General features: G+C 66.0%; 23 protein-coding genes. 17 read left to right on the top strand and 6 right to left on the bottom strand.

Going from position 1 to position 24,690, the window contains the following annotated elements; all coding sequences use genetic code 11:
- Nucleotides 1–2: 2 nt before the first annotated feature.
- Nucleotides 3–1,577: an AMP-binding protein gene (locus QX121_RS13245; RefSeq protein WP_315812145.1), complete on the bottom strand. Its 1,575-nt coding sequence runs from the start codon at nt 1,575–1,577 to the stop codon at nt 3–5.
- 155 nt (nt 1,578–1,732) lie between these two features.
- On the opposite strand from QX121_RS13245, the gene QX121_RS13240 reads away from it, so the two are divergent.
- Nucleotides 1,733–2,557 (top strand): RnfABCDGE type electron transport complex subunit D, encoded by an 825-nt coding sequence (locus QX121_RS13240; RefSeq protein ID WP_315812144.1) that lies wholly within the window; start codon nt 1,733–1,735, stop codon nt 2,555–2,557.
- Complete coding sequence (locus QX121_RS13235; protein ID WP_315812143.1) at nt 2,554–3,882, top strand: DUF2330 domain-containing protein; 1,329 nt, start codon at nt 2,554–2,556, stop codon at nt 3,880–3,882. The genes QX121_RS13240 and QX121_RS13235 overlap by 4 nt, the downstream gene beginning before the upstream one ends.
- An 18-nt stretch (nt 3,883–3,900) precedes the next feature.
- On the opposite strand, the gene QX121_RS13230 is transcribed toward QX121_RS13235, so the two are convergent.
- Complete coding sequence (locus QX121_RS13230) at nt 3,901–4,311, bottom strand: VOC family protein (protein ID WP_315775782.1); 411 nt, start codon at nt 4,309–4,311, stop codon at nt 3,901–3,903.
- 111 nt (nt 4,312–4,422) lie between these two features.
- Here QX121_RS13230 and QX121_RS13225 point away from each other — a divergent pair, with 111 nt between their 5' ends.
- The 9 genes from QX121_RS13225 to QX121_RS13185 all read left to right on the top strand — a co-directional run bounded on the left by QX121_RS13225 (nt 4,423) and on the right by QX121_RS13185 (nt 14,952).
- Nucleotides 4,423–5,397, top strand: coding sequence for a tripartite tricarboxylate transporter substrate binding protein (locus QX121_RS13225; protein ID WP_315735490.1), 975 nt, complete (start codon nt 4,423–4,425; stop codon nt 5,395–5,397).
- A 201-nt stretch (nt 5,398–5,598) separates the two neighbouring features.
- Nucleotides 5,599–5,892, top strand: coding sequence for a DUF3551 domain-containing protein (locus QX121_RS13220; protein WP_315735488.1), 294 nt, complete (start codon nt 5,599–5,601; stop codon nt 5,890–5,892).
- A gap of 141 nt (nt 5,893–6,033) precedes the next feature.
- Nucleotides 6,034–6,651, top strand: a complete 618-nt coding sequence (locus QX121_RS13215) for a hypothetical protein (protein ID WP_315735485.1) — start codon at nt 6,034–6,036, stop codon at nt 6,649–6,651.
- Complete coding sequence (locus tag QX121_RS13210) at nt 6,638–7,018, top strand: transcriptional regulator (RefSeq protein ID WP_315735483.1); 381 nt, start codon at nt 6,638–6,640, stop codon at nt 7,016–7,018. Before QX121_RS13215 ends, QX121_RS13210 begins: the two co-directional genes overlap by 14 nt.
- Nucleotides 7,019–7,054: 36 nt before the next feature.
- Nucleotides 7,055–7,798 (top strand): di-trans,poly-cis-decaprenylcistransferase, encoded by a 744-nt coding sequence (locus QX121_RS13205; RefSeq protein ID WP_315812142.1) that lies wholly within the window; start codon nt 7,055–7,057, stop codon nt 7,796–7,798.
- A 69-nt stretch (nt 7,799–7,867) separates the two neighbouring features.
- Nucleotides 7,868–9,811 (top strand): tetratricopeptide repeat protein, encoded by a 1,944-nt coding sequence (locus QX121_RS13200; protein ID WP_315812141.1) that lies wholly within the window; start codon nt 7,868–7,870, stop codon nt 9,809–9,811.
- A gap of 156 nt (nt 9,812–9,967) precedes the next feature.
- The gene (locus QX121_RS13195; protein ID WP_315812140.1) at nt 9,968–11,068 is read left to right on the top strand and encodes an HlyD family secretion protein; all 1,101 of its coding nucleotides are present in this window, start codon (nt 9,968–9,970) and stop codon (nt 11,066–11,068) included.
- Nucleotides 11,065–13,824, top strand: a complete 2,760-nt coding sequence (gene rbbA, locus QX121_RS13190; protein WP_315812139.1) for a ribosome-associated ATPase/putative transporter RbbA — start codon at nt 11,065–11,067, stop codon at nt 13,822–13,824. The genes QX121_RS13195 and rbbA overlap by 4 nt, the downstream gene beginning before the upstream one ends.
- Nucleotides 13,825–13,827: 3 nt before the next feature.
- Nucleotides 13,828–14,952 carry an ABC transporter permease gene (locus tag QX121_RS13185; protein WP_315784333.1) on the top strand — a complete coding sequence of 375 codons (1,125 nt, stop codon included), beginning with the start codon at nt 13,828–13,830 and terminating at the stop codon, nt 14,950–14,952.
- 80 nt (nt 14,953–15,032) lie between these two features.
- On the opposite strand, the gene QX121_RS13180 is transcribed toward QX121_RS13185, so the two are convergent.
- Nucleotides 15,033–15,854, bottom strand: a complete 822-nt coding sequence (locus QX121_RS13180) for a porin family protein (RefSeq protein WP_315812138.1) — start codon at nt 15,852–15,854, stop codon at nt 15,033–15,035.
- Between the two features lie 331 nt (nt 15,855–16,185).
- Between QX121_RS13180 and QX121_RS13175 the strand changes: the two genes are divergently transcribed.
- On the top strand, nt 16,186–16,449 hold the full coding sequence (locus tag QX121_RS13175; protein ID WP_315812137.1) for a hypothetical protein: 264 nt from the start codon (nt 16,186–16,188) through the stop codon (nt 16,447–16,449).
- A 153-nt stretch (nt 16,450–16,602) separates the two neighbouring features.
- Complete coding sequence (locus QX121_RS13170; protein WP_315812136.1) at nt 16,603–17,964, top strand: UDP-N-acetylglucosamine-peptide N-acetylglucosaminyltransferase; 1,362 nt, start codon at nt 16,603–16,605, stop codon at nt 17,962–17,964.
- Here QX121_RS13170 and QX121_RS13165 read toward each other — a convergent pair.
- Together QX121_RS13165 and QX121_RS13160 are read right to left on the bottom strand one after the other, a co-directional pair.
- Nucleotides 17,895–18,542 (bottom strand): hypothetical protein, encoded by a 648-nt coding sequence (locus tag QX121_RS13165; protein ID WP_315812135.1) that lies wholly within the window; start codon nt 18,540–18,542, stop codon nt 17,895–17,897. The genes QX121_RS13170 and QX121_RS13165 overlap by 70 nt on opposite strands.
- An 89-nt stretch (nt 18,543–18,631) precedes the next feature.
- On the bottom strand, nt 18,632–20,221 hold the full coding sequence (locus QX121_RS13160) for an ATP-binding protein (protein WP_315756783.1): 1,590 nt from the start codon (nt 20,219–20,221) through the stop codon (nt 18,632–18,634).
- 275 nt (nt 20,222–20,496) lie between these two features.
- On the opposite strand from QX121_RS13160, the gene QX121_RS13155 reads away from it, so the two are divergent.
- The 4 genes from QX121_RS13155 (at nt 20,497) to QX121_RS13140 (ending at nt 23,990) form a co-directional block, all read left to right on the top strand.
- Nucleotides 20,497–20,958, top strand: coding sequence for a nuclear transport factor 2 family protein (locus QX121_RS13155; RefSeq protein WP_315756784.1), 462 nt, complete (start codon nt 20,497–20,499; stop codon nt 20,956–20,958).
- A 13-nt stretch (nt 20,959–20,971) separates the two neighbouring features.
- Nucleotides 20,972–21,535 carry a TetR/AcrR family transcriptional regulator gene (locus QX121_RS13150; protein ID WP_315773272.1) on the top strand — a complete coding sequence of 188 codons (564 nt, stop codon included), beginning with the start codon at nt 20,972–20,974 and terminating at the stop codon, nt 21,533–21,535.
- A gap of 133 nt (nt 21,536–21,668) precedes the next feature.
- The gene (locus QX121_RS13145) at nt 21,669–22,682 is read left to right on the top strand and encodes a formamidase (protein WP_315812134.1); all 1,014 of its coding nucleotides are present in this window, start codon (nt 21,669–21,671) and stop codon (nt 22,680–22,682) included.
- Nucleotides 22,683–22,787: 105 nt separating this feature from the next.
- Entirely contained in the window at nt 22,788–23,990 is a 1,203-nt protein-coding gene (locus QX121_RS13140) for an acyl-CoA dehydrogenase family protein (RefSeq protein ID WP_315812133.1), read from the top strand.
- 13 nt (nt 23,991–24,003) lie between these two features.
- Here QX121_RS13140 and QX121_RS13135 read toward each other — a convergent pair whose 3' ends face one another.
- Nucleotides 24,004–24,513 carry a hypothetical protein gene (locus QX121_RS13135; protein WP_315812132.1) on the bottom strand — a complete coding sequence of 170 codons (510 nt, stop codon included), beginning with the start codon at nt 24,511–24,513 and terminating at the stop codon, nt 24,004–24,006.
- Nucleotides 24,514–24,690: the final 177 nt, after the last annotated feature.

Raw genomic sequence — 24,690 nt, 5'->3', positions numbered from 1 at the left:
GTTCAATCCAGCAACTTGCGCAGCTCGGCCTTTGCGACCTTCTCCAGGGTCGAGCGCGGCATCTCGTCGACCAGCTTCACCTCGCGCGGCACCTTGAAGTCGGCGAGGCCGGCGCGGCAGGCGGCCAGCACCTTCTCGGGCAGCTCCTCGCGCGCGACCCCGACCTGCGGGATGACGAACGCAACCGGCACCTCGTCCAGCATCGGATGCTTCTTGGCGACGACGGCGGTCTCGCGCACGCCGGGCACGGTGATGATCACCTGCTCGATCTCGGACGCCGCGACGTTCTCGCCACCGACCTTGAGCATGTCCTTGGTGCGGTCGCCGAACTTGATGAAGCCGTTTTCCAGCCGCGTGACGCGGTCGCCGGTGAGGAAGAAGCCGTCGGCATCGTAGCTCGTCCGCGTCGCCTCCTCATTGTAGAGATACTCCGCAAACAGCGACAGGCCGGGCACGCCCTTGATGGCGAGATTGCCGGTGGCGCCGACCTCGGTCGGCCGGCCGTCATCGTCGGTGATGCGGATGGTGTATTCCGGCGCGGCGCGGCCGATCGACATCGGCGCGTTCGGCTGGTCGACCTCGCCGACGATGCCGTGGGTGATGGTCTCGGTCATGCCCCACCAGCCGATGATCTTGATGCCGAACTTGGCGAAGGCGGGCGGCTCGGACACCGCCGTGCCCCACAGCCGGAATTTGTGATGCTTCGGCACCTCCTGGTCGAGCAGCGCCTTCATGCAGAACGGGATGGTCGAGGTCCAGGTGCAGCCATGCTCGAGCGCCACGCTCCAGAAGCGGCTCGCCGAGAAGCGCGGCTGAATCACGCAGGTCGCGCCGACCCAGAGCGTTGCCAGCATCGAGTAGGCCAGCGCGTTGGTGTGGAACAGCGGCAAATAGGTCTGGTGCACGTCGCCCTGATGCAGGTCTTCATGAGCGGCGTTGACCTTGGCGCCCCATAGCGCGTTGGCATGCGTCCACAGCACCGCCTTCGGCCGAGACGTCGTGCCCGACGTGTACTGCACGCTGCACGGCGCGAGCGGATCGACCGCGCGCCGCGGCCGGTCGGCGCTGTCGGCAAACAGCGTCTCGAAGCGATCGCCCACCCCGACCGCTGCTGTGTCCAGCTGCCCCGGATCATGCGAGATGACCGCAAGCCAGCGGATGCCGCGGCAATGCGCCGAGATCATCTCGGCATAGGCCGGCTGGGTGATCGCGGCCACCGCACGGCAATGGCCGGCGAAATAGCTCATCTCGGCGGCCGCCGAGCGCGTGTTGGTCGTGACGGCGAGCGCGCCCAGCTCGACGCAGGCAAACCAGGCAAGCATCGCCTCGACGCAATTGTCGAGATGGATCAGCACGGCATCGCCAGGCTTGACGCCGCGCTTGACCAGACCGGCCGCCAAGGCGCCGACACGTTCGTGAAACGCGCCGTAGGTCCAGCGGCGCGCCGGTGCATCGAACGGCGCGGAGATCAGGAACGGATGGTCGCGCCGGGTCTCGCTGCGCAGCTTCAACAGCCAGGGCACGTCCATGCCGTCGAACGGCGTCACGGTGCCCGCTGCCATCGTCGTTCCCTTCATCTTCGCTCCCGTCGTTCTTGAGTACGGCCTGTCTCCGGCCGCTTCGTTCTCGTCGTCATCTTCTGCCACCTTGCGTCGCTGCGATCAAATCGGGATTGAACCCGTCTCCGTTCGCGGGCGACCAATGGCGCGGCAAGACACGCCCGGAGGTTTGCATGCTGGCCGAGCCACGACCATGGCGGCTGCCCGATGCCCGCTATTTCCAGATCGCGGCATTGGCGACGCTGCTCGCGATCAATTTCGCCATGATCGATCTCGGCGCGCGTCCCGCAGCGAGTGTGGTCGCGGTCGCCCTGGCGCTGCTCACGCAGGCGGTCTGCTGCCGCATCTCCGGCGCGCCGCTCGATCTCAAGTCACCGTTGATCACCGGCCCGTCGCTCAGCCTGCTGTTGCGCGCCGATGCGCTGTGGCTGCATGCGGCGGCAGCCGTGATCGCCATCGGCTCGAAATTCGTGCTGCGCATCGACGGCAAGCACGTGTTCAACCCGGCGGGGCTGGCGATCGTGGTGCTGCTGTTCAGCTCCAAGGGCGTGTGGATCTCGCCCGGCCAATGGGGGACGGAGATCTGGTTCGCGAGCCTCGCCGGCTTCTTCGCGATCCTGGTGCTCAGCGCCTCCCGGCGCGCCGACATCGCAGTCTATTTCTTCGCCAGCCATGCCGCACTGCTGCTGCTGCGCGCCGCCTGGCTCGGCGATCCCCTGGCGATCCCCGTGCATCAGCTGCAGAGCGGCTCGCTGCTGATCTTCACGTTCTTCATGATCTCCGACCCGCGCACCTCGCCGGACTCGCGCGTCGGCCGGCTGCTGTTCGCGCTGAGCGTTGCGGTCGCTGCGTACTACCTCACCTTCGTCCTGCAGATGCGGCCGGCGCTCTACGTGTCGCTGATCGCGCTGTCGCCGCTCACGCTGCTGCTCGACCGACTCGTCCCTGAGACCCGCTTTTCCTGGCGTTCGTCCGTTCCCGAAGGAGTGTCGACATGACCCTGCGTTACAGCAAGCTCTTCCGCACCGGCGTCGCGGCCACCGCGATCCTGGCGAACGCGGCGATGGCGCCGGCGAATGCGTTTTGCGGCTTCTATGTCGCCCAGGCCGACGCGAAGCTGTTCAACCAGTCATCGAAGGTCGTGCTCGCCCGCGATGGCGAGCAGACTGCGATCACGATGGCCAGCGACTTCGAGGGCGACGTGAAGGAGTTCGCGGTGGTCGTCCCCGTGCCGACCTTCATCGAGCGCAAGCAGATCGGCGTGGTCGAGCCGAAGACGATCGACCATCTCGACAAATACACCGCGCCGCGGCTGGTCGAATATCATGACGCCGATCCATGCGCGCCGGTCGTCGTTGCGGCGCGGGCGATGCCGGCGGCGCCGATGATGGCAGGCGCTGTCCATGAGATGGCCCGGCGGAACTATGGCGTCACCGTCGAGGCCAGCTACGACGTCGCCGAATACGACGTGCTGATCCTGTCGGCGCAGGAGAGCGACGGGCTGACGCGCTGGCTGACCGACAACAATTATCGCATTCCGCAGGGCGCGGACGCGGTGCTCGGCAGCTATATCAGGCAGGGCATGCGGTTCTTCGTGGCCAAGGTCAATGTCGAGCGGATGAAGAACATCGGCAACGGCACCCTGCGGCCGTTGCAGGTGCGGTACCAGAGTCTCAAGTTCATGGTGCCGCTGCGGCTCGGCACGGTCAACGCCAGGGGACCGCAGGACCTGATCATCTATGCACTCACCAGGAGTGGCCGCATCGAGGCGGCCAATTATCGCACGGTGAAGATCCCATCCGATATCGATGTCCCGCTCTATGTGAAGGACGAGTTCGGGCCGTTCTACAAGGCGCTGTTCGAGCGGGCCGTCGCGCGCGAGAACATGCAGGCGGTGTTCGTCGAATATGCCTGGGACATGGCGTGGTGCGATCCCTGCGCCGCCGATCCGATGAGCAACAAGGAGCTGGTCGAGCTCGGCGCGCGCTGGATCGGCAGCGACGATGACACCGCCTTCAGCCTCCGCCGGGGCACGGCCGGAGCCAACGCCTTCGTGACCCGGCTGCACGTACGCTACGATGCGAAGTCCTTCCCCGAGGACATCGTCTTCGCCGAGACCAAGGACCGCAGCAATTTCCAGGGCCGCTATGTCCAGCATCATCCCTGGCGCGGCGAGGCGTCCTGTGCCGCGGCGAAGACCTACCGGGACAGTCTCGCCGCACGTTTCGCCACGCAGGCGACGGATCTCGCGCAACTGACCGGATGGTCGCGCAGCGAGATCGTCGCGAAAATGGACAAGAGCGGCGAGACCGTGACGAAATGACCTCAGGGCGGCCTCGGCTCAATCCTGATACGAGGAGATCTCGATCAGGCTGCCGTCGGGGTCGCGGCAATATACCGAGCGCAGGGTGCCGCGTGCGCCCTGCTTGGCGACCGGACCTTCCTCGACAGCGATGCCGAGCGCCGTGAGATGCGCCACCACCTCGTCTGGGGTGCTGGCGGTGAGGAAACAGAGGTCGTCGCTGCCGGCCGCTACATGGTCAGCCGTGAACCAGTCGACCTTGTCCGCGTCCTTCGGTCGCACGTTGATCTTCTGGTTCCCGAACAGCAACGACGTGCGCCTCACCTTGCCTTGTCCGGGATCGAACACCTGGACCGTCATGCCCAGCACCTGTTGGTACCACGCCGTCGTGCGGTCGACGTCGGCGACATTGATGACCAGATGATCGAGCGCATCGACCTTGATCGGCATGGGCTCTTCCCTCCTGATTGGATATCGATCTCGCCGCCATCGCGGCACTCTGTTACATTCGATCCCGGCGGCTCGTTAGCCGCCGCTCAAAGATAATGCCTGAGGAAACGCATGATTTCACGTCGTACCGCGCTTGGTCTGATCGCCTCCGCCGTTCCGTCCATCGCTGCCGTTGGCAAAGCGTCCGCGGCCGACTATCCCACCCGTCCGGTCCGCTTCGTGGTGGGTTATCCTCCGGGTGGCGCGACCGACATCCTGGCGCGGCTGATCGGCCAGCGGCTGTCCGAGACGCTCGGTCAGCAGTTCATCGTCGAGAACAAGCCGGGCGCCGGCAATAATATCGGCACCGATGCCGTCGTGAACGCGGCGGCCGACGGCCACACCGTGCTGCTGGTCAATCCGGCCAACTACATCAATGCGAGCCTCTACACCAACCTGAAGTTTAATTTCGTTCGCGATATCGCGCCGGTGGCCTCGCTCAACCGCGTCCCCAACGTGATGACCGTCAACAAGGACATCGGGGCCAAGAACGTCGCCGAGTTCATCGCTTACCTGAAGGAGAACCCCGGCAAGGTGAACATGGCCTCGTCCGGCAACGGCACCTCGGTGCATCTGTCGGGCGAGATGTTCATGGCGATGACCGGCACCAAGATGCAGCACGTGCCCTATCGCGGCGCGGCGCCCGCAATCACCGACATGCTCGGCGGCCAGGTGCAGGTCATCTTCGACAACATGCCCTCCATCATCCAGCACATCCGCTCCGGCTCGTTGCGGGCGCTCGGCGTCACCACCCAGCAGCGTTCGCCGCAATTGCCGGACGTCCAGGCCGTCGCCGAGACCGTGCCCGGCTACGAGGCGAGCGCGCTGTTCGGCATCGGCGCGCCGAAGAACACGCCCAAGGAGATCATCGAGAAGCTCAACAAGCAGGTCAACGTCATCCTGGCCGAGCCAGAGATCAAGGCGCGTCTGGTCGACCTCGGCGGCGAGCCGCTGATCCAGTCGCCGGAGCAGTTTGGCGCCCAGATCGTCGCCGAGACCGAGAAGTGGAAGAAGGTCGTCGAGTTCGCCGGCCTGAAGGTCGAATAGGACGAAGCGACGCAATCGCTGGTCGGCCGCCGCAACATGTTCTCGATGCGGCGCCGGCCCGCCAGACGGGAGTCGAGGGCTGAAGGCGGCGCGCCGCGCATGCGACACGTCACTGCCTTGGTTGGTGATCCGTTCCGCCGATTTGTCGTTTTTTGACCATGCCGGTGTGGTGCAACCCTCCGGCCAGAAGAGGAACAGATCATGCGCAAGGTGATGATGATGGCAGCCGGCCTCGTCGGCGTTGCACTTGGTGGCGGTATCGCGCCGGCCTCCGCAGGCGGTTACGACTATCCCTGGTGTGTGCAGGGCCGGGGCGTCGGCTATCCCGGCGACTGCTCCTATCACACCTTCGAGCAGTGCCGGGCGAGCGCCTCCGGGCGCAATGCAGGCTGTGGCATCAATCCGCGCGTCGCGTTCGATCCTGCCCGCCGCGGCCCCTCGGTCTATGTCGACATGCCGCCGCCGCGCCGCGTGCACCGCTATTCGTATTACTGACACCCTCGACCGAGCTCGGCACGCGCGGCCGATCGGCTGACGCAGGCGCGCTCCGGGTTCGCGCGGGCTTGCATCGACTTTGCGTTCGTATATACTTTGTATTGCAAAGTTGAACGAGCCGGTCCCGGCTTCAGGTGAGACATGCGCGACCTCGACAAGGCGCTGGCGGACATCATTGCGATCCGTAGCCAGCTTGCGGCGGGCACGGCATTTCGCGGCTACGGGCCGGCGACGATGGCCGCGACCTCGGCCGTTGCGCTGGTCACGGCACTGCTTCAGCAGCTGTTTCTGCGCGACCCGACGGCGGACGCGTGGACGTTCCTGCTCGGATGGGCGGCGGCAGCCTGTGTCTCGCTGACGATGATCTGGTTCGAGATGCGGGCGCGGTCGCGCCGGCATCATTCCGGCCTTGCGGACGCGATGATCCACCAGGCGGTCGAGCAGTTCCTACCGGCGGGCATCGCTGGCGTGTTGCTCGCGGTGCTCTTGTGGAAGTTCGCGCCGGAGGCGCTGTGGATGCTGCCGGGCCTGTGGCAGATCCTGATGTCGCTCGGCGTGTTTGCGTCGGTGCGCTCGCTGCCGCGCACGGTGGCGCTGGCCGGGGCGTTCTATTTCCTGGCCGGCTTCGCGGTGCTGCTGGTGGGCAGCGCCACGCATGCGCTGTCGCCATGGACGATGGGGCTTCCGTTCGCGATCGGACAGGGGCTGATGGCGGGCATTCTGTATTTTGCGACCGGAGAGTCCGATGTCGAAGACTGACGGCAGCGCGCCGTTCTCCTATGACGGCCTCGATCGCGTCATCCACGAGAAGGCCCGGCTCGGCCTGCTCACCTCGCTGATGGCGCACCCGAAGGGTCTCGCTTTTGCCGACCTCAAGCAGCTCTGCGGACTGACCGACGGCAATCTGTCGCGGCACCTGCAGGTGCTGCAGGAGGCGGGCCTCGTCGAGGTCACCAAGGGCTATGAGGGCAATCGCCCTCACACCACTTGTCGGCTGACCAAGGCGGGACGCCGCCGCTTCCTCGATTATCTCGCCGTGCTCGAGCGCCTCGTCCGCGACGCCGCGGCCGCTGCCGGCAAGGAGCATACGCCATCGTCGGTCGGCCTGATCCCCGGCCGCGTCTGAATCGCGCATCGCATTTTTTTGACCTGGAGCTTTGCAATGCAAAGTAGTCTGCAACCGAAATCACCTGCTGTGTCGGATGGCCTGCATGTCGGCATCATCATGGACGGCAACGGCCGCTGGGCGACGCGCAAGGGCCTGTCGCGGCTGCGCGGGCACGAGGCGGGCGTCGACGCGATCCGTCGCGTCGTCGAAGCCGCGCCCGACCAGGGCATCGGGACGCTGACGCTGTATGCGTTCTCCAGCGACAATTGGCGACGCCCGCGTGCCGAGGTCGCCGCCTTGATGGCGCTGTTGCGGGTCTATCTCGCTAGCGAGGTGGAGTCGCTGGTGCGCAACGGCGTCCGCCTCACCGTGATCGGCCGCCGCGACCGGCTGCCCGGCGGCATCGCCGACGCCATCGGCCGGGCCGAAGCGGCAACCCGCAATGGCAGCACCCTGCACCTGCGCATCGCCGTCGACTACTCGGCGCGCGACGCGATCCTCGAGGCCGCAGCGAAAGTCCGCGAGATCGACGGCCTGACGCGTGCGGCGTTCTCCGACCTCGTGACGGGCGAAGCCGGCTTGCGCGACGTCGACCTGATCATCCGCACCTCGGGCGAGCAGCGCCTGTCCGATTTCCTGCTCTGGGAAGGCGCCTATGCCGAGCTGCATTTCACCCAGCGGATGTGGCCCGATTTCGATGCCGCAGATCTGGCGCAGGCGCTCGCCTCGTTCCGCGGCCGCGAGCGTCGCTTCGGCGGCCTCGAGGCGGTGCCGCTGGCGCCGGCACCGGTCTCCTGACGCCCACGCAATCTTTCCGCGCATCGGGGAATCATCTACCGCTTGCAGCACGAGCGCAGAGATCCCCTGATGAAGCACAAGCCGCGCCGGCCCGCCGGCAAGCCCCCGGTCAAATCCGGATCGATGGGCCACAGCGATACGCCTGATGCGCTGTGTGCCGCCGCCTTGCGGCTGCTGCGCGCCGGACAGCTCGAGCAGGCCGAGGATGCGTGCCGCCGCGCCCTGACGCTGGATGCGGCTTCCATCGACGCGCTACGTGCGATGGGCCGGGTCTGCCTGGCGCTCAGGCGCGCCGATGATGCGATCGAGTGGTTTGCCCGCGCCGTTCGGCAGGACGTTTCCGCAGCGGAGTCCTTCGTCGGCTTGGCGCAGGCGCTGCGGGACTCCGGCCGCGTCGATGAAGCGATCAAGGCCTATGATCGCGCGCTGCAGCTGCAGCCGGATGCGGTGGAGAGCTGGGATGCGCTTGGCGAACTGCTGCAACTGAGGGAGCGGCACGCCGAGGCGGCGCTGGCCTGCGATCGGCTGCTGCAGCTCGCGCCCGATCGTGCCGCGACGTGGTTTCGTCTCGGCGAGGTGCTCGAAGCCCAGGGCCGGCGTGACGAGGCGGCGCTGGCCTTCGATCAGGTGGCACAGCTCAAGCCAGATCATGTCGAGGCGGCCAACAAGGCCGGAGCGCTTCATTTCGATGCTGGCCACTACGAGCAGGCCATCTCGCGCTTCGGGCAGTCGCTGGCGGTGATGCCGGATCAGGCGGGCGTGCTGTACCTGAAGGGCATCGCGCTGCGGCGGCTGCGCCGCTACCAGGAAGCCGAGACTCTCGGCCATCGCGCGCAGGTGCTGGCGCCTGACAATCCCGACTTCGCCAATGGCTATGGATGCATCCTGCAGAACCTCGGCCGTCATGATGACGCCGTCGCCATGTTCGACAAGGCGATCGCGCTCCGGCCGCAGACCGCGGATTTCCACAATCATCGCGGCACGTCGCTGGCCGAGCTGCATCGCTTCGCAGAGGCGTTCGAAAGCTTCGATCGCGCCGTCGCGCTGCGGCCTGATCTGGCCGATGCGCATTGGAACGCGGCGCTGTTCCGGCTGTTGACCGGCGACTTCGCCCGTGGCTGGGCGGCGCGCGAATGGGGACGAAAATGTCGCGCCGTCGGCTTCGTCGAGCGCAGCTTCGAGGCGCCGCTGTGGCTTGCGGACGCGCCCCTCGCCGGCAAGACGATCCTGCTCCATAGCGACGAGGGGCTCGGCGACACGATCCAGTTTTCGCGCTACGCCACAATGGTGGCCGCGCAGGGTGCGCGCGTCGTGCTCGAGGTCGACGCGCCGCTGCAGCCGCTTCTGTCCGGCCTGGACGGCGTGGCGCAGTGTCTTGCCCGCGGCATCGATGCGCTGCCTGCCATCGACTATCACTGTCCGCTGTCGAGCCTGCCGCTCGCGTTTGACACCCGGCTCGATACGATCCCTGCCGCGCCCTGCTACCTGCCGCGCCCTCCCGAGGCGCGCCGCGCGATCTGGGAGCAGCGACTCGGTCCGCATGACCGCTTGCGGGTGGGCCTGGTCTGGTCGGGCAACCCCGCGCATCTCAACGATCACAACCGTTCGATGCCGTTGCCGACGCTCGCGCCGCTGTTCGAGATTGGCGCGCGGTTCGTCAGTCTGCAGAAGGAGCCTCGGTCGTCCGACAAGGCCGTGCTCGCCGCGCGCGACGACATTCTCGATCTCACCGCCGACATCGGTGACTTCGTCGATACCGCGGCGCTGATCGATAATCTCGACCTCGTCATCACCGTCGATACCAGCGTGGCGCATCTGGCCGGCGCGCTGGGCAAGCCGACCTGGATCATGCTGCCCTTCACGCCGGACTATCGCTGGCTGCTCGGCCGTGACGACAGTCCGTGGTATCCGAGCGTGCGGCTGTTCCGCCAGGATGCGCGACGTGACTATGCCGACGTCGTCCCGCGCGTTCGCGAGGCGCTCGCCGCACAGCTCGCGACGTTCAGCCCCTGATGAACGCTTGAGCATCAACCAACGCCATAACTGAAATGTGATTGGCTGGCTGAGCCGCCGGCGCGTGCCGCCTGATGGCGATTGAGCTGCGTCAACGGATTTCTGCGTGCGTATGGCAAACGGAACGCCTGCTTCAGCGACGAAGGCGTTTTTGGAATGAATCAGCAGGAATCCGAGCTCGTCAGCGACATCCGGCCCGTTCAGGACGTGCGTGCTGAGCCCGGCGCTGTCGTTCCCGCGTCGGCGGTGCCTGTTCCCGTGTCCCATCAGCCGCGGCGCAGGTGGGCGTTGTGGCCGCTTCTGCTGCTCGTGCTCGCCGGCGGAGTCGCCGGCGGTGGCGGTTATGTCTGGTGGCAGCGGCTGCATCCGCCGCTGCCGCTCGGCATCAGCGTCAGCAACGGTCGCATCGAGGCTGACCAGATCGACATCGCGACCAAATTTGCCGGGCGCGTCGCCGAGCTGCGCGCCGATATCGGTGATCGCGTCGAGGCCGGGCAGATCGTGGCGCGGATGGACACGAAGGAGCTGCAGCAGTCGCTGTCGAAGGCGCAGGCCCAGGCCGAGCAGGCGCAGCACGTCGTCGATCAGGCCCGCGCCAATCTCGCGCAATTGCAGGCGCACAAGACGCTCGCCGAGCAGGAGATGGAGCGCACGCGCAGCCTGCTGCAGAACGGCTGGACCACACGCGAGCTGGCCGATCAGCGTCAGCAGGCGCTCGACAATGCCACCGCCGGCCTCGCCGGCGCGCAGGCGCGAATTTTCGAAGCCGAACGCGGGCTCGAAGCGGTTCGTCACGACGTCGCGCTCTACACCGTCCAGATCGCCGACAACTCCCTGATCGTGCCGAAGCCCGGCCGCATTCAATATCGTCTCGCCAATGTCGGCGAAGTCCTCGCCGTCGGAGGCAAGATCTTCACCATGCTCGACATCGGTTATGTCTACATGGACGTGTTCCTGCCGACCGAGGAGGTCGGCAAGGTCAAGATCGGCACCGAGGCGCGCATCGTGCTCGACGCCTATCCGGATCGTCCGATCCCGGCGAAAGTGTCGTTCGTGGCGAGCCAGGCGCAGTTCACGCCGAAGACGGTCGAGACCCGGAGCGAGCGCGACAAGCTGATGTTTCGCATCCGTGTGCGCGTCGATCAGGACAGATTGGCCGCGCACGCCGATGCCGTGAGGAGCGGGTTGCCGGGCGTGGCGTATGTCCGGTGGAATCCGGACGTCGCATGGCCGGCGCGTCTGCACGTGTCGCCATGACGGCTGACACGATCGGCGATGCGCCTCCGGTCGCGATCGTCAGGAACGTCTCGCAGCGCTATCGAGACGTCGTCGCGCTCGACGATGTCTCGATCGATATTCCCACCGGCCGCGTTGTCGGGCTCATCGGTCCCGATGGCGTCGGCAAGTCGTCGCTGCTGTCGATCCTGGCCGGCGCGCGCGCGATCCAGGACGGCCAAGCGCGCGTGCTCGGCGTCGACATGGCGGACCGGCGCGCCCGCACCCAGGTGTGTCCGCGGATCGCCTACATGCCGCAGGGCCTCGGCAAGAATCTCTATCCCGATCTCAGCGTGCGCGAGAACATCGCGTTCTTTGCCCGGCTGTTCGGCCAGTCGAGGTCCGAGCGCGAGTGGCGCATCGCCGAGCTGATGGAAGCGACGGCGCTGTCCGATTTCGCCGACCGGCCGGCGAAAAAGCTGTCCGGCGGCATGAAGCAGAAGCTCGGCCTGTGCTGCTCGCTGATCCATGATCCCGATCTTCTCATCCTTGACGAGCCAACCACCGGCGTCGATCCGCTGTCGCGCCGGCAATTCTGGGACCTGATCGACCGCTTGCGCGCGCGCAGCGCGGCGGACATGAGCGTCATCGTCGCGACCGCCTATATGGAGGAGGCCGAGCGTTTCGACTGGCTGATCGCGATGAACGACGGGCGCATCCTCGCGACCGGCACACCGGCGGAGCTCAAGGCGCAGACCAAGGCGGCGTCGATCGAGGACGCATTCGTCGCGCTGCTGCCCGACCGCCCGGCGCGCGACCGGGCCGAGATGCCGGCGAAGTCCGAGCTCGACGGCAGCCAAGAGACCGTGATCGTCGCGCGCGACCTGACCTGCCGCTTCGGCGATTTCACCGCGGTCGACCGCGTGAATTTCCAGATCCGCAAGGGCGAGATCTTCGGCTTCGTCGGCTCGAACGGCTGCGGCAAGACCACGACGATGAAGATGCTGACGGGGCTGCTGCCGCCCACCGAAGGCGAGGCGCTGATCTTCGGCCGCTCGATGGAGGCCGGCAATCATGAATCGCGCAGCCGCGTCGGCTACATGTCACAGGCCTTTTCGCTCTATGGCGAGCTCACGGTGCGGCAGAACCTGGTGCTGCATGCGCGGCTGTTCCATCTGCCGCTGGCCGCTGCCGGGAAGCGGATTGCCGAACTGGTCGAGCGCTGCGACCTCACCGACCATATCGACAGCCTCGCGGCCGATCTTCCGCTCGGCATCCGCCAGCGCCTGTCGCTCGCGGTGGCGATCGTCCACGGACCCGATCTGCTGATCCTGGACGAGCCGACGTCGGGCGTCGATCCGGTCGCGCGCAATCAGTTCTGGCGCCTGCTGATCGAACTTTCGCGTCAGGATGAGATGACGATCTTCGTCTCCACGCATTTCATGAACGAGGCGGCGCGCTGCGACCGGCTGTCGCTGATGCATGAGGGGCGGGTGCTGGCGACCGATACGCCGGACGGGCTGATCCGCGCCAAGGGCGCGCAGACGCTGGAGCAGGCGTTCATCGCCTTCCTCGAGCAGGATGCCGGCGTCGCCGATCCGCCGGTCACGCTGACCCAGGCGAAGCCCGATCCGCGTCCCGTCGATCGGCCGCAGGACGACCGGGGGCAGGCCGCCCTCAGTCTGCGGCGGCTGCTCGCCTATACGATCCGCGAAGGTCTCGAGCTGATCCGAGACCCGATCCGGCTGATGTTCGCGCTGTTCGGAACGGCGTTCCTGATGATCGTGATCGGCTTCGGCATCTCCACGGACGTCAACAACCTGACCTTCGCCGCGCTCGATCGCGATCAGTCGCCGGAGAGCCGTGCCTATCTGTCGGAGCTCAGAGGCTCGCGCTATTTCGTCGAAAGGCCACCGCTCGCGGACTATGCCGAGCTCGAACGGCGGATGAAGATCGGCGACATCAAGGCCTCGATCGAAATCCCGCCGAACTTCGGTGTCGACATCAAGCGCGGCCGGCCGGCCTTCGTGTCGGCCTGGATCGACGGCGCGATGCCGTTCCGCGCCGAAACCATTCGCGGATATCTCGAGGGCACGCATCAGCTCTATCTCTCCGATCCCGCCGTCAAGACGACGCAGCCGTTGCCGGCCTCGTCGGTCAATGTCGAGATCAGGTTCAAATACAACCAATCCTTCGACAGCATCTACGCGATGGCCCCAAGCACGATCGCGCTGCTGCTCGCGCTGTTTCCGGCCATCCTGATGGCGCTCGCGGTCGTGCGCGAAAAGGAGCTGGGGTCGATCACCAATCTCTATGTCACGCCGGTGACGCGGCTCGAATTCCTGCTCGGCAAGCAGCTGCCTTACATCGCCGTCGCGCTGGTGAACTTCGTGCTGATGTATGTGATGGCGACGGTCCTGTTCCGCGTGCCCCTCAAGGGGGCCCTTCTGCCGCTGATGGTCGGTACGTTCGTCTATGTCGTCACCACCACCGGCTTCGGCATGCTGATCTCGACCTTCTGCCGCACCCAGATTGCGGCTCTGTTCGGGACCGCCATCCTCACCGTGCTGCCCGCCACGCAGTTCTCGGGCATGCTGGTCCCGGTGTCGTCGCTGTCCGGTGTGGCCAAGCTGATCGGCATGGTCTTCCCGATGACGTACTACCGCCCGATCGCGGTCGGCACCTTCACCAAGGGGCTGGGCTTTGCCGATGTCGGCGCCGACATCCTGATCCTTTTGATCTTCATTCCCGTCCTGACGGGGTTCAGCCTGGCGATGCTGCCGAAGCAGGAGGCGTGAGCCATGATGCGCTCGCTCTCCAACGTGTTCTGGCTCGGAACCAAGGAGCTGCGCAGCCTGTTCGGCGACGTCGTGCTGATCGGGCTCGTGATCTATTCGTTCACGGTGGCGGTGATCAGCCAGGCGCAGAGCAGCTCGCAGGAGCTGCATCGCGCCTCGATCGCCGTCGTCGATGAGGACAGCTCCGAGCTGTCGCGTCGGATCGCCAGCGTATTCCAGCTGCCTTACTTCCAGCCGCCCGTCTACATCAGCCAGGGCGAGGTGGAGCGGCTCATGAACAGCGGCCGCTTCACGTTCGTGCTCGACATCCCGCCGAACTTCCAGCGCGACGTCCTTGCCGGGCGGAGGCCGTCGGTGCAGCTGAACGTCGATGCGACCGCGATGATCCAGGCGGGAATCGGATCCGGCTATGCGCTGCAGATCATCAACACCGAGGTCGCCTGGTTCGTGGCCCGCTCCGAGACATCCTCGCCCTCCCCGGTCAATCTGGTGACGCGGATCGCGTTCAATCCCAATGTCACGACCGCCTGGTTCGAAGGCGTGATGGGCATCATCAACAGCGTCACCATGCTTGCGATCATCCTGGCCGGCGCGGCGCTGGTGCGCGAGCGCGAGCATGGCACCATGGATCATCTGCTGGTCATGCCGCTGTCGCCATTCGAGATCGCGATGTCGAAGATCTGGGCCAACGCGCTGGTGATCGCGGTCGCCGTCGCCATCGCGCTCTATGCCGTCGTGCGGTGGTATCTGCACGTGCCCATCATGGGCTCGATCCCGCTGTTCATGGTGGGCACCGTGCTCTATCTGTTCTTCGCGACCGCCGTCGGGTTGTTTCTCGGCACCATCGCGCGATCGATGCCCCAGCTGGGCCTGCTCTATATCCTCGTCGCCGTGCCGATGAACCTGCTGTCTGGCGGGATGACGCCAGTGGAAAGCCAGCCGGTGTGGCTCGCCACGATCATGAAGGCGTCGCCGTCGACGCATTTCGTGTCGTTCGCCCAGTCGATCCTCTATCGCGGCGCCGGCATCGATGTGGTGTGGCCGCAATTCGCTGCGGTCGCCGCCATCGGCGCCGTGGTCCTGGCGCTGACCTTGCGGCGCTTCCGGGCGGCGATCGCGGCGGCCTGACCCGCCCTAGACCCCAACAAAAAAGCCTCGGCACTGGGCCGAGGCTTTTCCTTGAATGGCGTCGCTATGGATGACGGCGATCAGTAGCGCGCGGCCACCGGGCCACCAAACTTGTAGTTCACGCCGACCCGGACCGTGTGGAATGAGAAGTCCTGGGACAGGCGCTCGACGTAGTTCGAGCCGGGCGGGGCGAAGGTGCTGCCCGGGACGTAGGCCGAAGTGTAGTTGATGCTGCCGAGGTCGGTGTAGAGATACTCTGCCTTGACGGTCCAGTTCGGCGCAAACGCATGCTCGACACCGGCGCCGACCGTCCAGCCGACCCGCGTCTCGTTGGCCGAGGCGGTCTTGGTGTAGCCGTTTGCCGAGGTCAGATCCCAGCTGCCCTTGACATTGCCGACCGCGAGACCGCCGGTGACGTAGAACAGCGTCGTATCGACCGCGTAGCCGGCGCGGCCGCGCAGGGTCATGAACCAGTCGTTCCGGATGCTCTCGTTGAAGGTGCGGGTCGTGGGCGGGTTGGCCGCCGTGTAGACTGTCCGCTTGTTGAGGTCCGATCCGTTGATGTCGGCCTCGATGCCGAAGACGCCGGCGCCGCTCTGCCAGTTGTAGCCGGCCTGCAGACCGCCGAGCACGCCGGCTGGATTGAGCCGGTTGTTGCTGATGTTGACGAACTGATTCTGGAAGGCGGCGCCTTCGACCGCCCAGCTGCTGGTCTGGTCCAGCGTCGTGTTCAAGTTCGACCGGCCCCAGCCGTAGCCTACGCTGCCGCCGAAGTAGAAGCCGGTCCAATTGTAGATCACGGCCGGGGGAGGAGCCTTGGTGTAGCTGGCCGGCAGATCCGCGGCGAATGCGCCGAGCGAGCTGGCGAGGAGCAAAGAGACGGCTGAGGCAAGGGTCTTCATCGGTCACAATCCTCAATTAAAATGTGCAACATTGAGACAAGTTTTTCTCACAATTTGGCCTGTTAGGCTGTAGTCCAACTACAACACTCGTGATCGTAGGTGTCTGTGACGGCGTCACTTTCTGCGCGTATGGTCTTAACCTTAAGTCATTGTAAATCCGGATGGGCGGTCAACTGATACCGACCTCTTTCCACGAACCGGACAATCCGCCGCAGTGCGTTAGGCAACGATTCGCCAACCATCCGGACACGCTGTCCCGCCCGCTAACGATTTCGCAAAGCGCGCACGTGCACCTTCGGCGCGTCCTGGAGGACGGAGAGGGGAGTGCATCATGAACGGGGAAGCGGTTCTCGAGAACGTAAGGCGCTATCGGACCATCGCCTCCTTGTACCGCCAGACCGCGGCATTTCGCCCGCATCAGCGCGACTCGCTGCTGATGCAGGCCGCCGAATGGGAAAGCCGTGCGGTCGCCGAGCTCGAGGATTATTTCGTCGCTCGCCAGGCGCCGTCGCAACCGCCGGCGAACATCAACTACAATATGAGCCATCACGGAGCCTCCTCCCGGCCGTCGCAGCTGCAGATGGCGGCCGCGTAGTTCTTCGGACACAGCGCGTCATTCCCGCGGCGCGATCGGCGCCCGAGCTACAGCGAGGGAGTCGTCACAGCGCGCCTCCATTTCATCTGCAGGCCGGGGTCTGGCGCAGGACTTGCTGGGTCTGATTTCAGCCTCCGCCAAGGATGGACCTGAATGAGATCGCTCGGGCGCGACCGCGGCATGTGTGCCTGGGACGATTTCGCCCGGTCGTCGACCGATGCCCGGCTGTCGCTGGCGCAGGCGAGATCGGGGCAGATTCCGCCATTCCTGCTGCTCTCGGTGCCCGGCATGAGCGCCGGCGAGCATCGCCTTTGCTCCGAGCTGTGGACCCGCGACCGGATCGCCGCCAGCAGCGCCGAGCGGGCGCGGCTGGATTTTCGCTTCGATCTGACATTCCGCGACAAGCTTCGTGTCGGATACCTTTCAAACGACTTCCACGACCACGCCACGGCGCATCTGCTGATCGAAGCGCTCGAGGCGCATGACCGCGATCGCTGCGAGCTGCACGCCTTCTCATTCGGCGCCGACGATCGCGGCGCCATGCGGGGCCGGCTGCACGCCGTCTTCGACGGCTTCCATGATGTGACCGCGCTGAGCGACAGCGCCGCCGCGGCCGCGGTGCATGCCGCGCAGATCGATATTCTGGTCGACCTCAAGGGCTATACGCGCGGTGCCCGGACCGGAATCCTGATGCTGCATCCGGCGCCGGTCCAGGTGAACTTCCTCGGCTATCCCGGGACGCTGGGCGGCGACCTCTGCGACTACATCATCACCGATCCGTTCATGACGCCGCTGGCGTTTGCGGCCGATTATTCGGAGAGTTTTGCCTACATGCCGCATTCGTACCAGCCGCACGGCCGGGCAGCGCTGGGCTCGGCGCCGACCCGTGCGGAGGTCGGTCTGCCGGACGCCGGCATCGTGTTCTGCTGCTTCAACCAGGCCTACAAGTTCACGCCCGCGGTGTTCGACCTGTGGTGCCGCCTGCTCGACGCGACGCCGGACAGCGTGCTGTGGCTGCTGGCGTCCGATCGGGCCGAGGGCAATCTGCGCGGCGAGGCGCTGCGGCGCGGCGTGGCGCCCGGTCGCCTGGTGTTCGCGCCGGAAACGACGCAAGGTGAGCATCTGCGCCGGCTCCAGCTCGCCGATCTCGTGCTCGACACCGCACCCTATGGCGCCCACACCACGGCGAGCGACGCGCTGTGGGCTGGCGTGCCGATCGTGAGCTGCGCCGGGGACACGTTTGCCTCGCGGGTCGCCGGCAGCCTGTTACATGCGGTCGGATGTCCCGAGCTCATTGCATCGGACGAGGCCGACTATCTGGCGGTGGCGCTGACGCTCGCCGCCGAGCCGGATATGCTGCAAGCGGCTAAGGCCAGGCTCTGGCGCAACCGGCTGGCCGCGCCGCTGTTCGACGCTGCCGCCTATGCCCGGTCGCTGCAGGATCTCTACGACCAGATGTGGCACCGCCGTCGCAGCGGCGGCGCGCCAGGGCCGATCTGGGCGTCGAAGTCTTGAGCAGGGACGAGGCGGGCTTGCTGCGCCGCCATGCGTGCGGCAGCGAGGATCCCGATCAGGGCCGTCAGCGCGCCGACGCTGGTCGCGTTGATCGCGACGAGCGACGCGAAATTGGAGTCGGCGACCTTCATCAGCGGCTCGCCAAGGCAGGGATCGATCAGCAGATAGGACACGAATGGCAGTCCCAACAAAGGCAACGACATCAGGCGCTCCGCTGGCCGAAACAGCACCGCGCCGAGCAGGGCGCAAGGCAGCAAGAACAGCTCGACGCCGCTCTGCGCGCCGAGCAGCTTGACGGAGAACACCGTGTTGACCGTGCCGGTCAGGACCATCAGGGCGCGGCCGGCGAACGGATTGCGCCGCGCGAGCATAGGCGCGCTGGCGAACAATGGCGCCGTGAGCAGCGTCAGCCAGGCCGGCCACGCCGCCGTACCCACGATGGCATGGAGATAGAGCGGATAGAACGGCTGGTTGGAGACGATGACCAGCGCGACCTTGGCGGCGATGTCGGACTGCGGGTCATCGGCCGACGCATAGGCCTGCACGGCGGCCAGCCAGCGTGAAAACATCTCGGCCATTCAAGTCCCTCAGCTCCGCAAGAAGGTGCGCATCACCGCCCGGAAACGCGCGTGCCCGCAAGCCGGATCATGCGTCGCGCATCGCACGGTCAAGAGTTCAGTGCGGTCCGCAGCATGCGTGCGAGATCGGCGCTCTGATACGGCTTGGTGAGCAGCAGCAGGCCGGCATCGAGGCGGCCGTGGTGAACGATCGCGTTCTCCGTATAGCCGGACGTGTACAGCACCTTGAGGCTGGGACGCCGCTTCAGCGCCTCGATCGCGAGCTGGCGGCCGTTCATGCCGCCGGGCATGATGATGTCGGTGAACAAAAGGTCGATGCGGACCGGACTATCGATCAGGGCGAGCGCCTCGTCGGCCTTGCTGGCCGCGAGCGTGGTGTAGCCGAGCCGCTTGATCTGGGCGATGACATATTCGCGCACCAGCGAATCGTCCTCGACGATCAGGATCGTCTCGTCGCCGCGCTCCATGCCCTCGGCGCTGATGGTCGATAGTGCCGCGTCCGCATCGGTATTGGCTTGCGGCAGGTACAGCTTGACCGAGGTGCCGTGCCCCGGCTCGCTGTAGATCTTGATGTGTCCGTTGGACTGCTTGACGAAGCCGTAGACCATGCTCAGCCCGAGGCCGACGCCCTTGCCGACATCCTTGGTGGTGAAGAACGGCTCGAACACCTTGTCGAGCAGGTTGGCGGGGATGCCCTCCCCGGTGTCGCTGACCGCGATCATCACGTAGTTGCCGGGGATCACCTCCGGGTTCATGCGCGCATAGGCGGCGTCGAGCAGGACGTTCTTGGTTTCCAGGGTCAGCTTGCCGCCGTCCGGCATGGCATCGCGCGCGTTCAGCGCGAGGTTCAGGATCGCGGTCGACAGCTGGCTGGGGTCGATCATGGCCGGCGCCGAATCGTGCGCCAGCATGGATTCGATCTCGATCTGCTCGCCGAGCGTCCGGCGCAGCAGGCGGGCGGTGTCGACCACCATGCCGTTGATGTCGACGCTGCGCGGCTGCAGCGGCTGGCGCCGGGCGAAGGCCAGGAGGTGCTTCGTCAGATCGGCGCCGCGCGCCGCCGCCGAGTTGATCAGGCTGGTGATCTGCACCAGTTGCGGACGGTCCTTCACCGCGTCGGCCAGGATCTCGATGGTGCCGGTGATCACGGTCAGGATGTTGTTGAAGTCGTGGGCGACGCCGCCGGTGAGCTGGCCGATCGCTTCCATCTTCTGTGCCTGCCGCACCTGCGCCTCGGTGGCCTCGATCTCCTGGAAGCGCTTGACCATGGCTTCGGCGGTGCGCCGCTGCCGCGTCTCCTCCTCGAGCTGCGCATAGGCGTTCCGCAGCTCGGCGCGGGACGGCATCGTCAGCACCCGCGGCAGCATCAGCAGCAGCGCCGAGGCGATGCCGACCGACATGAAGGCCAGGAAGCCCTTGGTGGCCGCCTCCAGGCTGTAGGCCGGAACCCAGATCGTGAGCACCTCGATGAGGCGTGTCATCCCGCACACGGACACCCACAGCGCGAAGGCCCAGAAGATGTAGCTGAACTGAAAGTCGCGGCGGCGATAGACGATGAAGGCGAGCACGAACGCGATGGTGAAGAAGGCGAACGAGATGAGGATGTCGGACACCGTGTTCACCCAGATCAGCTCAGGTGTCCACAGCAGGCACTCGCCGTGCGGCGTGAGCATCGACATGTCCGATATCCTCAAAAGTGTAGCCGGCGGACCGTGTCGCCCCCGCGGCGCGGTCGGTTCCCTTAGCAGAACATCGAATTTCCGCTGAGCACACAAGGGTTCTGACTGTCGCGGCGCGCGCATTCGGTAGAGGGGCACCGCAGGCATAGGCTTCGCGCGTTGACGCGGATTGCGTACGGCCGAGCTTGTGTCGGGCGCTCCGTTCGATATAAGCGGCTTGACGATCTGTACCAATCGGTACAGAGTATGCGAGTTGGTACACAAGGAGATGTCCCGTGAGCACTCTCGCCCCGCCGTTTACGCTGCAGACCGCGACCCAGAAGGTGCGCATGGCCGAGGATGGCTGGAACAGCCGCGACCCCGAGCGCGTGTCGCTGGTCTACACGCCCGACAGCCGGTGGCGGAATCGCGCCGAGTTCATCACCGGCCGTGCCGAGATCGTCGCCTTCCTCACCCGCAAATGGGCCAAGGAGCTCGACTACCGCCTGATCAAGGAGATCTGGGCCCACAGCGACGACCGGATCGCGGTGCGCTTCGCCTATGAGTGGCACGACGACAGCGGCAACTGGTTTCGCTCCTATGGCAATGAGAACTGGGAGTTCGATGCGCAGGGGCTGATGCAGCGCCGCTACGCCTGCATCAATGACCTGCCGATCAAGGCGGACGATCGCAAATTCCACTGGCCTCTCGGGCGCCGGCCGGACGATCATCCCGGCCTGACCGAATTGGGACTTTGAAGCAGGCAGAGCCATGCGGACGCTCAACGAGCGCGCCGACGTCATCCCGCTGATCGCCGAGGTGTTCCGCGAGTTCGGCTTCGAGGGCACCTCGCTCAGCCGGATCACCGAGACGACGGGACTGGGCAAAGGCAGCCTCTATCACTTCTTTCCAGGCGGGAAGGACGAGATGGGGCGCGCGGTGCTGGCGCATGTCGACGCCTGGTTCGAGCGCGAGATCTATGCGCCGCTGCGCAATGATCCGCCGGAGCAGTCGATCCCGCGGATGTGGCGCGGCGTCGACGACTACTTCCGCTCCGGCCGCCGCGTCTGCCTCGTCGGGGCGTTTGCGCTCGACGAGACGCGGGATCGTTTCGCGGCCGCCATCGCCAGCTACTTCACGCGCTGGATCGAGGCCTTGCGCGAGGCGCTGGTCCGCGGCGGCTGGCCGGCGGCGCGGGCCGCCGATAGCGCCGAGGAGGTGGTGCTCGGCATCCAGGGCGCACTGGTGCTGGCGCGCGCGACCGGTGATGCGGCCGTTTTCGGCCGCGCGCTGACGCGGTTCCAAGCGCGCCTGCAACGATCATCTGTCATCTGACTCCCGAAACGCCGGCGGCGTCTGCCTCCGCAAGCGGCAAATGGCGGGCTGAAATATCGGCGCGCGACTCTCGTGAAATCGTGGTTGTCTTGGGCAACGTCTCGCGCAGCGGCGACATTCTGGGAGGTCCGGCATGAACGGCTTAGGCGGTCTCAACAAATCCGACAACGGCGTGGTCATCGGGCTGGTGCAGCTTCAGCTTCCCGTGGTCGTGACCAAAGAGGACCTCGCGCGGCAGACCGAGAAGATCGTCTGGATGGTCGGCAAGGCCCGGCGCAATCTCGGCACCATGGATCTCGTCGTCTTCCCCGAGTACTCGCTGCACGGCCTGTCGATGGACACCAATCCGGAGATCATGTGCCGGCGCGACGGGCCGGAGGTCGCGGCCTTCAGGCAGGCCTGCATCGACAACAGGATCTGGGGCTGCTTCTCCATCATGGAGCACAACCCCGACGGCAACCCCTACAATTCGGGTCTGATCATCGACGACCACGGCGACATCAAGCTGTATTACCGCAAGCTCCATCCGTGGATTCCGGTCGAGCCGTGGGAGCCCGGCGATCTCGGCATCCCCGTGATCGAGGGACCGCGTGGCGCCAAGATCGCACTCATCATCTGCCATGACGGCATGTTCCCGGAGATGGCGCGGGAATGCGCCTACAAGGGCGCCGAGATCATGATCCGCACCGCCGGCTACACCGCGCCGATCCGCGACAGCTGGCGCTTCACCAACCAGGCCAACGCGTTCCAGAACCTGATGGTCACCGCCAATGTCTGCATGTGCGGCTCCGATGGCTCGTTCGATTCCATGGGCGAGGGCATGATCGTCAATTTCGACGGCAGCATTCTCGCGCACGGCACGACGGGGCGGCCCGACGAGATCATCACCGCCGAGGTGCGCCCCGATCTCGTGCGCGAGGCCCGCATCAATTGGGGCGTCGAGAACAACATCTATCAGCTCTGGCACCGCGGCTATGTCGCGGTGAAAGGCGGCGCGATGGACTGCCCTTACACCTTCATGCACGACATGGTCGCCGGCACCTATCGATTGCCGTGGGAGGATCAGGTCAAGATCACCGACGGCACGTCCTGCGGCTTCCCGGCGCCGACGCGCGTGTTCGGCAAGCTCGGCAAGGCGGCGGAGTGAAGCGCACCGGACGCGGCGGGTCGCGGATGACGCTGCCGGAACCTTGACAAGCCGATCGATTGCCAATTATTTTATACTTAAAATAATCTGGCGGACAGGTCCATCATGAGTGCATCGGCCAAGGTGATCCCGCGCGATTGGCTCGACTGGCCGTTCTTCGAGCCGCGGCATCATCGGCTGTGCGAGGCGCTCGATCGCTTCGTCGGCTCGGGCAGCCTCGACGATGTCGATCACAGTGACGTCGATTCCGCCTGCCGCAAGATCGTGCATGCGCTCGGCCTAGCCGGGCTGCTCGACAGCGCGGTCGTCGCGCCGGACGCGGACGCGGACGCTACCGCGATCGACTCGCGCGCAATCTGCTTGTCGCGCGAAACCCTCGCTTATGCCGACGGCCTCGCCGATTTCGCCTTCGCCATGCAGGGCCTCGGCTCCGGCGCGATCGCGCTCGGCGGCTCGCCGGAGCTGCGTGCCAGCGTGCTGCCCAAGGTGCGCTCCGGCGAATGGCTGGCGGCCTTCGCGCTGTCCGAGAAGGAGGCGGGCTCCGACGTCGCCGCGATGGCCTGCGCGGCGCGGCTGGACGGCGATACTTACGTGCTCGATGGCGAGAAAACCTGGATCTCCAATGGCGGCATCGCCGACGTCTACACGCTGTTCGCCCGCACCGCCGAGGCGCCCGGCGCACGCGGCATCTCCGCCTTCGTCGTTTTCCCGGACGACCCCGGCTTCTCCGTCGCCGAGCGCATCGAGGTGATCGCACCGCATCCCCTGGCGACGCTCCGCCTGCAGAATTGCCGCATCCCGGCCAGCCGCCGGCTCGGCGCGCCCGGCGGCGGCTTCAAGCTGGCGATGCAGACGCTCGACATCTTCCGTGCCTCGGTGGCGGCTGCGGCCCTCGGCTTCGGTCGCCGCGCCCTCGACGAGGCGCAGGCGCATGCCTCGAGCCGGCAGATCTTCGGCGGCGCGCTGGCCGACCTGCAGATGACGCAGGCCGCATTCGGCGACATGGCGACCGAGACCGATGCCGCGGCGCTGCTGACCTACCGCGCGGCCTGGCGCCGCGACGTGCAGAAGCTGCCGACCACGCGCGAGGCGGCGATGGCCAAGCTCGCCGCCACTGAGACCGCCCAGCGCGTCATCGACCGCGCCTTGCAGATGTTCGGCGGCCGCGGCGTCCGCAAGGGCGAGATCGTGGAGAGCCTCTACCGCGAGATCCGCGCGCTGCGCATCTACGAAGGCGCGACCGAAGTGCAGAAGCTGATCGTCGCGCGCGAGTTTCTGAAGGCGCGGGCCGGCGTGGTGCGTGGCTGAGGCGCGCTGCGCGTCAGGCCCGCAGACGCAAGGGCGCCTGCCAGCCGGGATCCCTGTCGCACGCAGCCTCGCCCATGGTCACGCGGCGGCCTCGGTCGTCACGCAGCCGTTGGATTTCGATCTCGTCGAAGGCGAACCGAGCGATCACCTGCAATGGGTCGACCACCCGTTTTCCGAACGTCCACGGATCGGAGTTTCTGCGCGGCATGGGAAACGCGAAAGGACGCGAGGGGATGCGGAAGAGAAGGCGGCCATCCCAGGACTCGCGATCGCGCAGCTCAGGTTGCAGCATCAAGCCGACATGACTCAGATAGGCTTGGTAGGCCTGCTCTCGTAGCGAGATGGTCACCCTGAAGCCCGTGAAGTCGATGTCGCCTCGCATGTACTGATCGTAGACCAGTGCCTCCTTCACCTCGACGCTGCCCAGTGAGCTGCCGCTCTCGTCCGGCCGAAAAAAGAAGGAGCGGTCCGAACACATGTGATCGTAAGGGACGATGTCGTGGCGCGGCGGTCGCTGCGTCAAAGCCCGATCCAGGCCGCTGCAAAAGCCGATGTCATCTATGTAGCCGGCTCGAAAAAGAGTCCTTTGGGGGGAGCGACGTTCCATCGAGACGACCGACCACGACCAGGAGCCAGCGTCCCTCGGCAGCGTCCGGCAGGATCAAGGGCGAGGTCGTCATCGTGTCGCTTTCTTGCAGGA

It is taken from the genome of Bradyrhizobium sp. SZCCHNR2028 (assembly GCF_032380995.1).
In the GTDB taxonomy this organism is placed as follows: domain Bacteria; phylum Pseudomonadota; class Alphaproteobacteria; order Rhizobiales; family Xanthobacteraceae; genus Bradyrhizobium.
The sequence above is the reverse complement of the archived record's forward strand: the minus strand, read 5'-3'. Positions and strand labels throughout refer to the sequence as shown.

Coding starts and splice junctions, on each gene's coding strand:
- QX121_RS13180 (WP_315812138.1), bottom strand. CDS start 15,854: ATGAAGACCCTTGCCTCAGCCGTCTCTTTGCTCCTCGCCAGCTCGCTC.
- QX121_RS13235 (WP_315812143.1), top strand. CDS start 2,554: ATGACCCTGCGTTACAGCAAGCTCTTCCGCACCGGCGTCGCGGCCACC.
- QX121_RS13185 (WP_315784333.1), top strand. CDS start 13,828: ATGATGCGCTCGCTCTCCAACGTGTTCTGGCTCGGAACCAAGGAGCTG.
- QX121_RS13205 (WP_315812142.1), top strand. CDS start 7,055: ATGCAAAGTAGTCTGCAACCGAAATCACCTGCTGTGTCGGATGGCCTG.
- QX121_RS13240 (WP_315812144.1), top strand. CDS start 1,733: ATGCTGGCCGAGCCACGACCATGGCGGCTGCCCGATGCCCGCTATTTC.
- QX121_RS13165 (WP_315812135.1), bottom strand. CDS start 18,542: ATGGCCGAGATGTTTTCACGCTGGCTGGCCGCCGTGCAGGCCTATGCG.
- QX121_RS13215 (WP_315735485.1), top strand. CDS start 6,034: ATGCGCGACCTCGACAAGGCGCTGGCGGACATCATTGCGATCCGTAGC.
- QX121_RS13150 (WP_315773272.1), top strand. CDS start 20,972: ATGCGGACGCTCAACGAGCGCGCCGACGTCATCCCGCTGATCGCCGAG.
- QX121_RS13145 (WP_315812134.1), top strand. CDS start 21,669: ATGAACGGCTTAGGCGGTCTCAACAAATCCGACAACGGCGTGGTCATC.
- QX121_RS13140 (WP_315812133.1), top strand. CDS start 22,788: ATGAGTGCATCGGCCAAGGTGATCCCGCGCGATTGGCTCGACTGGCCG.
- QX121_RS13230 (WP_315775782.1), bottom strand. CDS start 4,311: ATGCCGATCAAGGTCGATGCGCTCGATCATCTGGTCATCAATGTCGCC.
- QX121_RS13170 (WP_315812136.1), top strand. CDS start 16,603: ATGAGATCGCTCGGGCGCGACCGCGGCATGTGTGCCTGGGACGATTTC.
- QX121_RS13200 (WP_315812141.1), top strand. CDS start 7,868: ATGAAGCACAAGCCGCGCCGGCCCGCCGGCAAGCCCCCGGTCAAATCC.
- QX121_RS13220 (WP_315735488.1), top strand. CDS start 5,599: ATGCGCAAGGTGATGATGATGGCAGCCGGCCTCGTCGGCGTTGCACTT.
- QX121_RS13225 (WP_315735490.1), top strand. CDS start 4,423: ATGATTTCACGTCGTACCGCGCTTGGTCTGATCGCCTCCGCCGTTCCG.
- QX121_RS13245 (WP_315812145.1), bottom strand. CDS start 1,577: ATGAAGGGAACGACGATGGCAGCGGGCACCGTGACGCCGTTCGACGGC.
- QX121_RS13195 (WP_315812140.1), top strand. CDS start 9,968: ATGAATCAGCAGGAATCCGAGCTCGTCAGCGACATCCGGCCCGTTCAG.
- QX121_RS13210 (WP_315735483.1), top strand. CDS start 6,638: ATGTCGAAGACTGACGGCAGCGCGCCGTTCTCCTATGACGGCCTCGAT.
- QX121_RS13160 (WP_315756783.1), bottom strand. CDS start 20,221: ATGTCGATGCTCACGCCGCACGGCGAGTGCCTGCTGTGGACACCTGAG.
- QX121_RS13175 (WP_315812137.1), top strand. CDS start 16,186: ATGAACGGGGAAGCGGTTCTCGAGAACGTAAGGCGCTATCGGACCATC.
- rbbA (WP_315812139.1), top strand. CDS start 11,065: ATGACGGCTGACACGATCGGCGATGCGCCTCCGGTCGCGATCGTCAGG.